Annotated in this window: 13 protein-coding genes; 6 read left to right on the top strand and 7 right to left on the bottom strand. The window is 32.7% G+C overall.

Annotated features, from left to right (window positions below; translation table 11 throughout):
* Window positions 1-3: 3 nt before the first annotated feature.
* Window positions 4-369, top strand: a complete 366-nt coding sequence (locus IRZ99_RS01440) for a hypothetical protein (RefSeq protein ID WP_194655575.1) — start codon at window positions 4-6, stop codon at window positions 367-369.
* Window positions 370-381: 12 nt separating this feature from the next.
* Here IRZ99_RS01440 and IRZ99_RS01435 read toward each other — a convergent pair whose 3' ends face one another.
* The 3 genes from IRZ99_RS01435 to IRZ99_RS01425 all read right to left on the bottom strand — a co-directional run bounded on the left by IRZ99_RS01435 (window position 382) and on the right by IRZ99_RS01425 (window position 2,930).
* Window positions 382-924: a hypothetical protein gene (locus tag IRZ99_RS01435; RefSeq protein WP_194655574.1), complete on the bottom strand. Its 543-nt coding sequence runs from the start codon at window positions 922-924 to the stop codon at window positions 382-384.
* A 214-nt stretch (window positions 925-1,138) separates the two neighbouring features.
* Window positions 1,139-1,894 carry a hypothetical protein gene (locus IRZ99_RS01430; RefSeq protein ID WP_194655573.1) on the bottom strand — a complete coding sequence of 252 codons (756 nt, stop codon included), beginning with the start codon at window positions 1,892-1,894 and terminating at the stop codon, window positions 1,139-1,141.
* A 139-nt stretch (window positions 1,895-2,033) separates the two neighbouring features.
* Window positions 2,034-2,930: a LamG domain-containing protein gene (locus IRZ99_RS01425; RefSeq protein ID WP_194655572.1), complete on the bottom strand. Its 897-nt coding sequence runs from the start codon at window positions 2,928-2,930 to the stop codon at window positions 2,034-2,036.
* Window positions 2,931-3,392: 462 nt separating this feature from the next.
* Here IRZ99_RS01425 and IRZ99_RS01420 point away from each other — a divergent pair, with 462 nt between their 5' ends.
* Complete coding sequence (locus IRZ99_RS01420; RefSeq protein WP_072971243.1) at window positions 3,393-3,584, top strand: hypothetical protein; 192 nt, start codon at window positions 3,393-3,395, stop codon at window positions 3,582-3,584.
* Window positions 3,585-3,702: 118 nt separating this feature from the next.
* Here IRZ99_RS01420 and IRZ99_RS01415 read toward each other — a convergent pair whose 3' ends face one another.
* The 3 genes from IRZ99_RS01415 to IRZ99_RS01405 form a co-directional block, all read right to left on the bottom strand.
* Window positions 3,703-4,617, bottom strand: coding sequence for a LamG domain-containing protein (locus IRZ99_RS01415; RefSeq protein WP_194655571.1), 915 nt, complete (start codon window positions 4,615-4,617; stop codon window positions 3,703-3,705).
* A 358-nt stretch (window positions 4,618-4,975) separates the two neighbouring features.
* Window positions 4,976-6,016 carry a PLP-dependent cysteine synthase family protein gene (locus IRZ99_RS01410; RefSeq protein WP_026982168.1) on the bottom strand — a complete coding sequence of 347 codons (1,041 nt, stop codon included), beginning with the start codon at window positions 6,014-6,016 and terminating at the stop codon, window positions 4,976-4,978.
* Between the two features lie 70 nt (window positions 6,017-6,086).
* The gene (locus IRZ99_RS01405) at window positions 6,087-8,222 is read right to left on the bottom strand and encodes a S9 family peptidase (RefSeq protein WP_194655570.1); all 2,136 of its coding nucleotides are present in this window, start codon (window positions 8,220-8,222) and stop codon (window positions 6,087-6,089) included.
* A 67-nt stretch (window positions 8,223-8,289) separates the two neighbouring features.
* Between IRZ99_RS01405 and IRZ99_RS01400 the strand changes: the two genes are divergently transcribed.
* Complete coding sequence (locus IRZ99_RS01400; protein WP_026982166.1) at window positions 8,290-8,610, top strand: YbaB/EbfC family nucleoid-associated protein; 321 nt, start codon at window positions 8,290-8,292, stop codon at window positions 8,608-8,610.
* 98 nt (window positions 8,611-8,708) lie between these two features.
* On the opposite strand, the gene IRZ99_RS01395 is transcribed toward IRZ99_RS01400, so the two are convergent.
* A complete protein-coding gene (locus IRZ99_RS01395) occupies window positions 8,709-9,728 on the bottom strand; it encodes a low specificity L-threonine aldolase (protein WP_194655569.1) in 1,020 nt (339 codons plus the stop codon).
* A gap of 151 nt (window positions 9,729-9,879) precedes the next feature.
* On the opposite strand from IRZ99_RS01395, the gene prfB reads away from it, so the two are divergent.
* The 3 genes from prfB to lpxD all read left to right on the top strand — a co-directional run bounded on the left by prfB (window position 9,880) and on the right by lpxD (window position 12,845).
* Window positions 9,880-10,978, top strand: a protein-coding gene (gene prfB, locus IRZ99_RS01390; protein ID WP_139256999.1) for a peptide chain release factor 2 whose coding sequence is annotated in 2 segments (ribosomal slippage) — window positions 9,880-9,942 and window positions 9,944-10,978 — 1,098 coding nt in all. Because the reading frame shifts where the segments join, the coding sequence is not laid out codon by codon here.
* Between the two features lie 76 nt (window positions 10,979-11,054).
* Entirely contained in the window at window positions 11,055-11,501 is a 447-nt protein-coding gene (gene msrB / locus IRZ99_RS01385; RefSeq protein WP_194655568.1) for a peptide-methionine (R)-S-oxide reductase MsrB, read from the top strand.
* A gap of 345 nt (window positions 11,502-11,846) precedes the next feature.
* Window positions 11,847-12,845: a UDP-3-O-(3-hydroxymyristoyl)glucosamine N-acyltransferase gene (lpxD, locus tag IRZ99_RS01380; protein ID WP_194655567.1), complete on the top strand. Its 999-nt coding sequence runs from the start codon at window positions 11,847-11,849 to the stop codon at window positions 12,843-12,845.
* Window positions 12,846-12,872: the final 27 nt, after the last annotated feature.

Raw genomic sequence — 12,872 nt, 5'->3', positions numbered from 1 at the left:
AATATGTCATTAATAACCGCTAAAAACATTGAGCATTTTCTTTTTAATAAAGATTCTGGTTTTTTGATAAAATATCACATTAGAGATGGAATTGATCCCATACTATTAGATAAATTATATGAAATTTTAGAAGAACTAAAAGCGGATTGGAAATATAAAGAAAATGTTCCTAAGGATATACTATATTATCTAATGACTATAGTACCTGGATTATATTACGATTTAGGATTATATAAAGATGATGAAGAAAAATATTACATATATAATGAATTGATTTACAATTTGAGTATTGCAATAGAAATGTGCTTAAATCCTAATCCTGATGATGATCCACATTTTAATACCCCTCTCAAAGAGTTGGAGTTTTAAAAATTAAATGAATTAGTTATCCTCTATAAAGCTTTTAATAAGACTTGCATGAGAAAGGGGTTTTGTTATATTTTTAAGATCTGTATTTGTCTCATAATCTAATAATATTAATGATTTAGTGGCAGAAATTGTTTTCAATTCTTCCACTAAATCATTAAGATAATTTTTTAACACATATTCATAAGAAGGAACATATATATTCAATCTAGCATTATAATAGTCTAAAAGTTCTGAACTATAAATCCCTTTTTGATGTCCTAAAACTGTACCATATTTTCTAGTAGTTCTTTTTAAGTTTTTCATATTTTTAATCAAAAACTTTGATTCATCAATTTCGTGGTTTTCAAAAACCTTTAAGCCTTGCCAAATACCTTCAACAGATTCACTATAACGATTATCTGTAAAAGGAATTGGGATATTCCCAATAGGATAAAAAGGACTAAATTTTACGTAATCATTCGTAGCTTTTGATGTTACATCAACTATTTCAGAATTTGGATATTCTTTTTGTATTGCTTGAATTGATTTTCTTTTGTGGCAAATAAATATAGGCATTTTGAATTTTTATGTTTTGGAATAGACAGGTAAATATCTTTTAATTTTTTCTCATCAATAAAAATATAGACGATGCTAAGAACTGTTTTTTTCTTTATTAATTGATATATAATAACAAAGATAAGAATTATTACTCCAATTGCAGATGGTGTTTTTTTTCACACTTTCTGCGTAAACCTATTTCAAGTCAAGCCTTTTCCTTTATAACAATATTTCAAATCTCCCTACTCCCCTTTTTCTCAACATAATTAACTCCCAATCCTCCCATAATCATAATTTTAGTCAGCTCTTCTGTTTCAATAATAATGTCCTGTTTCAAAACATTTCCTTTAACTGATTTTATATCAAAAGGTATTGTTCTAGAAAAATAATAATCGTCGCTTACAACAGTAATATAAAGATTATAACTATTCTTTAAAACTTTTAAAGGAATAGCAAATTCCCCTGTTTTCTCGTTTACTTTAAATGGGGTTGGTAAATCATTTATAGTTAGCGTTAAGTTTGGATATTTTCTATTGTCTAACGGTCTGTGCGTTTTTGAATCCAGTATTTTTCCTTTAACGATAATTGAAACTTCCTTGTCAACTGATAGTCTAACAGCAATTTTACCCACAATATGATTGTTTGGTTTCGGAACAGTAATTTCTGTTTGAACTGGTTCTTTTTCTTGCGCAACAACATTTGAGGCTAATAAAACTGATGCGGCAATTGCGGCATATTTGAAATTATTGATTTTAGAAATTTCATTGTATTCAAACTCCTGTTCTAACTGGGTAGATTTTATTCGTGCACAAATATTTTTGCCTTTATTTTCTGCAGCAAACCTGGCAATTTCAGAGTTTGATTTTTTACTTAAATCTATTACATTTTTACCACATGAATTACAAAATGATCCATTAGAATTGGAAATCATTCTATCAAAATTTTCAGTACAAGGATTAGCTATTTCTAAGGTGAATTTCTTTTTCATACTATATCTTTTTAAAGTTAAAATCATTCAAAATGATTACTACTTATATAGAGTATGTTTTGTTTAGAAAGGTTGGGAAGAACTTAGATTTATTTCTAAACTTTTTTAAAGGTCCATTGATTCTTATCCAAATTTGAAGCTATTTCTTATTCGTCACCTTAATCAAATAAGTTCCTTCCGGTAAATCGCCAATATTAGACGCATTTACCCCTGTTATTTGTCTTCCTTGCGAGAAAACCTCAACAGTTTTAGGAATATGTGTGTCATTTATTGGTCCAGAAGCGGTAGTTTTTACTGCTGCTGGAGTCTTTGCAATTGGTGTAGTTGCTTTTTTAACTGTGCCTGAAGTTTGTGAAGTTTCAGCTACCGCTGAAACTGTTGGTTTTGAACTGCTGTAAGATTCCATAACCTGCTCGCCTGTCATGGCAACATTATATATTTTAAGATCATCTATATCGGCATTGATACTAACTGCAGCGTTTAATTGTCCCAATTTAAGAATATAACCTTTAGTTAAGCGTTGAATTCCGTCTACTGATTTTAGTAGCTCACCATTGCGATATATTTTGGAGCTGGTACCATCATAAGTAATGCTATATTGGTACCAAACTTCTTTTTGAAGCGGAACTGAAACTACAATATTATTTGTATCTCCCCATCCAACCAAACTTAGATCTGAATTGCCGGCAACAGGAGTTTGTTGCACTAAACCAAAATACTGTGTATTCACCGTACTGCCATACCCCAAAATATAATTGACTGACGCAATATTATTAAACTTTACCCAAACAGATATTGATCTTGGTTTGTTATCTTGCGGAAGATCCCCTACTACACCTTGTAAAACCTTATTAGTAAGTCGCTGTGCTCCTTTAGCAACTCCCATTCTGTCATTTACAAAATTAGGTATTCCTAAAAGCGAAATCGTATTGTCTTTACTACTTAATGTCCCGTTGAAGTTAAACTCCTGAACCGGGTTTTGGGCATTAGAATTAAAAAAGCTTACAAACATTAAAGTGAGTAATAGTTTCTTCATATTTATTGGTTTTAAGTATTTAGAAAAAGTGTATCTCACGACACACTTCTATATAATATAGCTAGTGAAAATTTAGTAAATAAAACCCCCTTTTAAATAATAAAAATTGATACTGAAAGGCCGCTCATTATATTTACTTATAGTTTTACAAATTTTGTTAAAACTATAAATTTAATTCAATTTTACAAACTTATATCACGTATAAATACGGTATTCTCACTAAAATAAAGAAAATAATATTTTTCAGAACAGCAAAACCCAATATTTGTAAAAACATTTTTACAAAACAATGTCTTTGCTTAAAACTAGTTTACCATTTCACAAAAAAAACAATACACTTCCAAACAATTTCAAGTTTGAAATTACTCATTGTTTATAATGATTTTAAACTGAAAAAGAGAATTATGAAAATTCATATTAACTATTATATTTGTGGCACCTCAAAATAATAATACAAGAAATATGAAAACATCAAAATACACAAAAGTTGCCGTAATCATTATGGTTATTCTGTTTGTCGTTATTAGCGTAATAAGCTGTAGTGTTCATACACACAGCCATAGTTCAGGCAAAGTTCCACCGGGACAAGCTAAAAAAATGTCTGGAAGTAAAAGTGCTAAAGCTTACGCACCTGGGCAGCAGAAAAAACACTAATAAAACCAAAAAAGCCTTTTAAAATCCAACTTTAAAAGGCTTCTTCCACTATTCAAAAAATTTAATTCTACTAACACAAAAAACTAACTAACTATTTTTATAAACCAAATTTTAATTTCTATTTTGAAGTGATTTTATTTGACGGCTTATTTGTAATTTTCAATAAATAAGTTCCCTCCGGCAAATCATTAATACTCATTGCGCTTTCACCAACTATTTTTTGTCCTTGAGAATATACCTCAATACTTTTAGTCGTTCCGTTTATATCACTGTTCGTAATAATTGTATTTGATGGCGCAGATTTAGAGGCTACTTTCGCCTTTTCGTTCGTTTTCGCGGCTTTTGAAACTACTACAGATTCAGCAGCTACTATTGCAGGCTTAGAGCTATTATACTGATCTAAAATTTGCTCATCAGTCATTGCAACATTATATATTTTTAAATCGTCGATATCTGCATTTATACCAACTGTAGTATTAATTTCGCCCAATCTAAAAATAGTACCTTTTGTAGAACGTGATATTCCGCTAGCAGATTTCAATAATTGCCCGTCTCGATATATCTTCGAAACCGTTCCATCAAAAGTAATACTGTAGTGATACCATTTATTTTTCACCAAAGCAGTTGAAACAATAACATCATTTGAAGCGCCCCAACCAGCTAAGCTCAGGTCAGAATTAGAAGTCGTAGTACCTTGCTGTAGCAAACCACAATATTGAGCATTATAGGCAGTCCCGTAACCCCAAATGTAATTTGCTTTTACAACATCATTTAGTTTTACCCATATGGTAACTGTTCTGGCCTTATTATCCTGAGGAAGATCAACGATAATAGCTTCCATACCTTTATTAACTAAACGCTGAGCACTATTTGCAGCTCCATTTCTATCAGCAACAAAGTTGTTTGTCCCCATAAATGAAGTTGTATTCTTAACATTAACCAAAGTTCCATTAAAATTGAATTCTTGTATTGGATTCTGAGCGTTTACACTCAAAAAACTTACAAACACTAATGTGAGTAGTATTTTTTTCATAACAGTAGATTTAGGCAATAAAATAACACTGTGTCATTTTAACACCTCTAAACTATATTTTTAAGTTTTTAGTCGGAAATTTTTCCGACTAAAAACTTAAATAATCGTTTAAATAACCAAAATTGATGATTTACCCCGCTTAATTGTATTTATTTATACTTATAGTGATATTATTAAAATACTAAATTAAACGCATATAAAACTAGAATTTCTTACGTATAAATACGGTATTCATAAATTTTAAGATTCGTTTATTCACACAAAAAAAATCGATTTGTCTCTAAAATCTACTTCTTGAAACAAAAAAAACTCCGGATCATTAAATCCGGAGTTTTATATTTTTAAGATGTTTTTCTTCTTATTTTACAAATTCAATTTTTTGAACTTCTTCTTCATTAATACTATCAAAGAATCCTTGTTCATTCATCCAGTCATCACTAAAGACTTTGCTCATATAACGAGAACCATGATCAGGAAAAATAGCAATAATATTACTGTCTTTTGTAAACTCGCCTTCTTCAGCATATTGTTTGATAGCCTGCATTACTGCTCCAGAAGTATATCCAACAAATAAACCTTCTTTACGAGTAATCTCTCTTGCTGAGTGTGCACTTTCTTCGTCGGTTACTTTCATGAATTTATCAATGATATCGAAATCTGTAGCAGATGGAATTAAGTTTTTACCTAATCCTTCAATACGGTAAGGATAAATTTCTTTGTTATCAAATTCTCTTGTTTCGTGGTATTTCTTCAATACCGATCCAAATGCATCTACACCTAATATTCTAATATTTGGATTTTGCTCTTTTAAGAATTTAGCTGTTCCTGAGATTGTTCCTCCAGTTCCGCTACAAGCAACAAGATGAGTAATTTGTCCTTTTGTCTGTTCCCAAATTTCAGGACCTGTAGTGTTATAATGTGCATCAATATTCAACTGATTAAAGTATTGATTGATGTAAACTGAACCTTTAGTTTCTTCGTGTAAACGTTTGGCAACATTATAGTAAGATCTTTCATCATCAGCTGAAACGTGAGCCGGGCAAACATAAACTTTTGCACCTAAACTTCTCAACATGTCAATTTTGTCTTTTGATGATTTTGAACTTACTGCCAAAATACAGTTGTAACCTTTAATAATGCTGACCATTGCCAAACTAAAACCAGTATTACCAGATGTAGTTTCGATGATAGTATCTCCAGGAGAAAGGATTCCTTTTTTCTCGGCTTCTTCAATAATATATAACGCTATTCTATCTTTTGAGGAATGACCCGGATTAAAAGCTTCTACCTTTGCGTAGAAATTTCCTTCTAACTCTTCGGTGATTTTATTTAGTTTAATAAGTGGGGTGTTACCTATTAACTCTAAAACATTATTATAAGCATTTATTTCTTCTTTCATAAAAAAATAGTTAATCGAAGGCATTTTAAAATAACCCCGATAGGTTGCAAATTTAACAAAAAATTTCTAATTAGCTTTTAATTTTTTCTAAATCTAATAAAAAACTAAATTCTTTTGCTAAGTCTTTTAAAGCTTCAAATCTTCCTGAAGCGCCACCATGTCCAGCATCCATATTGGTGTCTAAAAACAAAAGATTATCATTTGTTTTCATAGTTCTCAACTTGGCGACCCATTTTGCAGGCTCCCAATACTGCACTTGTGAATCATGCAATCCTGTGGAAACATACATGTTAGGATATTTTTGTGCTTTTACATTATCATATGGTGAATAGGATAACATATAATCATAATATTTCTTATTGTTTGGGTTTCCCCATTCATCATACTCTCCGGTTGTAAGTGGAATACTATCGTCAAGCATTGTTGTAATAACATCTACAAAAGGAACCTGCGCTATCACTCCATTATACAATTGAGGGGCTTCATTTACTATAACACCCATCAAGAGTCCTCCTGCAGATCCTCCTTCTGCATACAAATGTTCAGCCGAAGTAAATTTTTCGTTAATTACAAATTTAGAGCAATCGATGAAATCTGTAAAGGTATTTTTCTTTTTTAACAGTTTCCCATCTTCATACCATTGCCTTCCTAAGTCTTCTCCTCCTCTAATATGAGCGATAGCATAAACAAAACCGCGGTCTAGCAAAGAAAGTCGTGTTGAAGAAAAATATGCATCCATAGTTATCCCATAAGAACCATAGGCGTAAAGCAATAACGGATTTTTACCATTTTTTTCTAATCCTTTTTTATAAATCATCGAAATTGGCACTTTTACACCATCTCTTGCCGTCGCCCAAACTCTTTCTTCGATGTAATTTTCTTTATCAAATTTACCACCTAAAACCTGTTGCTCTTTTAAGATTTCTTTGGTTTGGGTTTTCATATTAAAGTCAATTACAGACGATGGTGTTGCAAGCGATTGATAGCTGTAACGCAAAATATCTGTATCAAAATCAATATTCGTCGTAGTATAAGCGTTGTAAGTTTCGCTTCCAAAAGGTAAATAGTAATCCGGTTCACCATTCCAAGGAATGATTCGAATATGATTTAATCCGTTTGAACGTTCTTCTACAACTAAGTAATTTTTAAAAATTTCAATATCTTCCAGTAAAACATCTTCACGGTGTGGAATAAGATCTACCCAATATTTTTTTGCTGTTTTATTTTCAGGCGTTTTCATCAACTTAAAGTTGGTGGCCTTATCTTTATTTGTTAAAATGTAAAACGAGTCTTCATAGTGCGAAATACTATATTCCAGGCCACGTACACGAGGCTGGAAAACTTCAAATTCTCCATCTGGATTATCTGAATTCAAAATCCTGTATTCAGTCGTTAGAGTGCTTCCTGAACCAATTACGATATATTTTCTTGACTTTTCTTTACTGATTGAAACATTAAAAGTATCATCAGTTTCGTCAAAAACTAAAACATCGGTCGCAGAATCACTATTAATTTTATGTCTAAAAACCTTATCAGACCTTAAAGTAACTTCGTCTTGTTTGACATAAAAAATAGTTTTATTATCATTCGCCCAAACAGATCCTCCGGTTGCATTTTCAATTTTATCAGCCAGAATTTCGTTTGTCTCTAAGTTTTTAACCTGAATAGTATAGATTCTTCTTCCAACAAGATCAAGTCCAAAACTCGCAAATTTGTTATCCGGACTAATACTTAAACCTCCTAACTTAAAATAAGCATGTCCTTTTGCCATTTCGTTGCAATTGAACATAATTTCTTCTTCTGCAGAAAGGCTTCCTTTTTTTCTTGAAAAAATTGGGTAATCCTGTCCTGTTTCAAATCGGGTAATATAGTAGTACCCATTATAAAAATAAGGAACAGATGAATCATCTTCTTTAATCCTGCCTTTCATCTCTTCATACAAAGATTCCTGTAGCTCTTTTGTATGCGAAGTCATGTTTTGATAATAGGCATTCTCTTGATTTAAATAATCAATAACCTCTGAATTTTCCCTGTCATTAAGCCAGAAATAATTATCGATTCGGGTTTCTTTATGTTTTTTTAAGTTTTTTGGAATTACTTTGGCCTGTGGAGCCGATATATCGTTTTGCATTGATTGAGCATTAATTTTTATATAAGACAGGGCAAAAATACTATAAACACAATAGAACAGAATTAATTTTTTCATAAAATATTGTATTGATATAATACAGCAATATACTAATTTTGTCTGAAATAATTTAAAAATCAACAAAATGGATTTAATGGGAATGATGGGTAAACTTAAAGAAACCCAACAAAAAATTGAAGATACAAAAAAGCGTTTGGATACTGTTTTAATAGATGAACAAAGCGCTGACGGATTATTGAAAGTGACGTTAACTGCTAATAGAAAAGTTACATCAATCTCTATTGATGACTCTTTATTAGAAGATAAAGAACAACTAGAAGACTACTTAATCGTAACTTTAAATAAAGCTATTGAAAAAGCAACAAACGTAAACGAAAGAGAATTGGATGCCGTTGCCAAAATGGATATGCCAATGATTCCGGGGATGGATAATTTATTTAAATAAGATTCTAAGGCACTGAGAAGCTAAGGTCCTAAGACCAATAGTTTTCTTTTATTAGAGAAACTCAGAACCTTAGAACCTTAGCTTCTTAGTGCCTTTTTTTAAAACTTTTGAAGCGTTTCAATCACATAAGTGTGCATAACTTCTTTATAATCTAAATGCGTTACAATTCGGAGTTTATTATGTCCAAGTGCGCTAATTAAGATATTTTTCTGCTTTAATTTTTCTATTAAAAGCTGATCACTGTAACCTTCGGCTAAAGAGAAAATCAAAATATTAGTTTCTACTGGTTCAATTGCCGAAATCCAGGACTTCGTACTTAAAACCGCTGCAATCTCTTTGGCTCTGCGATGGTCTTCAGCCAATCTTTCAATATTATGTGCCAAAGCATATAATCCTGCTGCTGCTAAATAACCAACCTGACGCATTCCACCTCCCAGTATCTTTCTGATTCTCAACGCCCTGCGAATATCAGCTTTACTTCCTAATAATATAGATCCTATTGGAGCCCCTAATCCTTTTGATAAACAAACTGAAATAGTATCGAAAATAGCTCCAAATTCTTTCGGGTTTTGCCTTTTAGCAACCAATGCATTCCAAATTCGGGCTCCATCTAAATGGAATTTCAAGTTATTAGCGTCACAAACTTTTTTTATTTCTCTTAAATCTTCTAATTCGTAACAGGCTCCACCTCCCTTATTGGTTGTGTTTTCTACACAAACCAAACTCGTTAACGGACTATGATAAAACTCAGGATCATTAATTGCTGCAGCAACCTGAGTTGCATTTATCATCCCTCTGTCTCCATCTAACAAACAACAAGAAACGCCGCTGTTAAAGGAAACTCCTCCTCCTTCATAATGATAGACGTGTGCATATTTATCAGCAATCAACTGTTCGCCAGGCTGTGTGTGTAATTTAATTGCGGTTTGGTTTGCCATAGTTCCAGAAGGAAAAAACAGTCCCGCTTCCATACCAAAAAATTCAGCTACTCTGGCCTCTAATTCGATAACTGTTGGATCTTGTTTGTATACATCATCCCCAACCTGGGCATTGAACATATACTGCAACATTTCGTGGGTAGGCTTTGTTATGGTATCGCTAATTAAATTTATTTCCATATTCTAAAAACTATATCTTATTTTTGTGCAACAAAATTACGTATTACTGTTTGTTAATCTCGGCAAGTTTTAGTAAATTTTAACTAGCAAATTACCATACAACCAAATTAACGTAATATTTATAAAAAACATATAAAACTACTATTAATTTATGACAACTACCGAACAAATAAAAGGTATTGTGGAGCGCCTTGGTGCGTTGAGGAGGTATCTTTGACGTCGATGCCAAACTAATTGAAATTGCCAACGAGGAAGAAAAAACCTTTGCTCCCGATTTTTGGAACAATGCAAAAGAAGCCGAAGTCATTGTAAAAAACCTTCGAAACAAAAAAAAGTGGATCGAAGATTACAACAAAGCTATCGAACTTACTGATGAACTTCAACTTGCTTATGATTTTTATAAGGAAGGAGAACTTTCTGCAGAAGAATTAGACGAGCATTATAAAACAACGCAAGATCATATTGAAAACATTGAGTTTAAAAATATGCTTTCTGACGAGGGCGACAGCTTAAGTGCTGTTGTTCAAATTACTGCCGGAGCCGGTGGAACCGAAAGTTGTGACTGGGCCGGAATGTTAATGCGTATGTATATGATGTGGGGCGAAAGCTATGGCTACAAAATAAAAGAATTAAACTTTCAGGAAGGCGAGGTTGCCGGTATCAAAACGGTAACTTTAGAGTTTGAAGGAGATTATTCTTTTGGTTACTTAAAAGGAGAAAACGGAGTACATCGTTTGGTTCGAATTTCACCTTTTGACAGTAATGCAAAACGCCATACTTCGTTTGTATCGGTTTATGTTTATCCACTTGTTGATGACAGTATCGAGATTGACATCAATCCTGCTGATATCGAGATTACAACTTCACGCTCTAGTGGTGCCGGAGGACAAAACGTAAATAAGGTAGAAACCAAAGTACAATTGGTACACAAACCAACCGGAATTCAGATTCAGTGTTCTGAAACAAGATCTCAGCAAGACAACAGACAGCGTGCCATGCAAATGTTACGTTCTCAATTGTATGAAATCGAATTGAAGAAACAGCAAGCACAACGTGCCGATATCGAAGCCGGAAAAATGAAAATCGAATGGGGTTCGCAAATACGTAATTATGTTATGCAACCTTATAAATTAGTTAAAGATGTTCGTACCGGTTATGAAACCAGCGATGTTGATGGCGTAATGAACGGTAATATTGACCCATTCTTAAAAGCTTTTTTAATGATGATGGGACAAAAAGAAGAGGAATAAATACAGTATTCAGTGTCAGTTTTCAGTTAACTGTGACTGAAACTTGAAACCTGAAACTTGAAACAAAAAAACAGTTATGATAAAATGGGCAGATGTAATTCATTTTACAAATAAAGGAAATCCGACTCCTGAAAAAAGAGTGGAGAAAACTGAAGAGGAATGGAAACAGATCTTGACTCCGGAAGAATATCAGGTAACACGTTTAAAAGGTACTGAAAGATCTTTTAGCTCTGAACTTTGTAGTTTATTTGATCCTGGAATCTACGAATGTAAATGCTGTGGCACTTTACTTTTTGATGCTTCTGAAAAATTTGAATCAGGAACAGGCTGGCCTTCTTTTACACAACCAATAAAAGAAAACGCTATTGCCTATCATGCAGACAAATCATACGGAATGATTCGCGTCGAAGTAGTTTGCAATACTTGCGACGCACATCTTGGACATGTTTTTCCTGATGGCCCCGGACCAAGCGGATTAAGATATTGCATTAATGCTATTTCTTTATCTAAAATAAAAGAATAAAATTCATAAAAGCGATTCCTTTCAAAAGTGAATCGCTTTTTTTTTAGCCTAGCATTCCAATAAGGCAATTAAAAAATGTAAGTTACTACCTATCAATTAACTAAATTTTAATTTTCCGTTCAATTTCTCTAAAATCCATGTCTGTTTTAGGGAAAAACCTACATTAACTATGCGTGCATAAATTAGAAAACAATTAATAAATTAATACCTAAAGTGTTAATTTTGTAATATTTAAACTGTTATTTTAAACATATTTCAATAAACACAAAAAAAATATTAGGTAATTAGAATCTAATTGATTTTATTTGGCAAAAAATAACCCCAAAAATCAATTAAATTCATTAAATGAGATCCTATTCAATTCAAGAAATTAACGAAGTGATCAATGGCGTAATTTACGGCACTACTTCTCAAAGTATAACAGCAACAGAGCAATTAGAAAAAGCTACAACTTCAGAAATTTCGTTTATAGGAAACAAAAAATATGAAAAATACTGGTCGGCTTCAAATGCATCTATTGCAGTTGTTAATGAAGATATTTCAATCGAGCCAGGAGAAAATCGTGCTTTCATTAAAGTGAAAAATGCCGATTTGGCAATGTCACAAATTTTAGCTCTTTTTGCTCCTCCTACTCCAATCTTTCATACCAATATTCACAAAACAGCTACAGTCGATGAAACTGCAATAATTGGCGAGGGAGCCAGAATTGGTGCTGGATGTTATATCGGCCCAAAAGTTGAAATCGGTGCTAACGCAACCTTATACCCCAACGTGACTATTTTAGATGAATGTACTATCGGAAAAAATACGATTATCTGGTCAGGAACAGTTGTTCGTGAGCGTTGTCATATAGGAAGCGATTGTATTATCCATCCAAATGCAACTATTGGTGCAGATGGTTTTGGATTTCGTCCTTGCAAAGAAAAAGGCCTGGTTAAAATTCCACAAATCGGAAACGTAATTATTGGAAACGGAGTTGAAATTGGTGCAAACACTTGTGTTGATAGAGGTAAATTCAGTTCTACAATTCTTGGAGATGGATGCAAAATTGATAATTTAGTTCAAATTGGCCATAACAGTAATTTAGGTAAATTTTGTATTATGGCCGGAAACAGTGGCTTAGCCGGTTCTGTAACGTTAGGAAATGGCGTTATAATTGGCGGAAGTGCTTCTATAAAAGACCATACTACTATTGGTGACGGAGCTGTTGTTGGAGCTGGTTCAGGTGTAACCTGCGATATTCCTGCAGGAAAAACAATGCTAGGGTATCCTGCTGTCGAAGCTCGAGATGCATTGAAACAATGGGCAATCTTAAAACGAATGGTTTGCGATTCTAAAAAATAAGCAAACTCAATATTATAACAAAACCAG

Origin of the sequence: Flavobacterium sp. LC2016-12, from assembly GCF_015351595.1 — a bacterium.
Lineage (GTDB): Bacteria > Bacteroidota > Bacteroidia > Flavobacteriales > Flavobacteriaceae > Flavobacterium.
The sequence above is the reverse complement of the archived record's forward strand: the minus strand, read 5'-3'. Positions and strand labels throughout refer to the sequence as shown.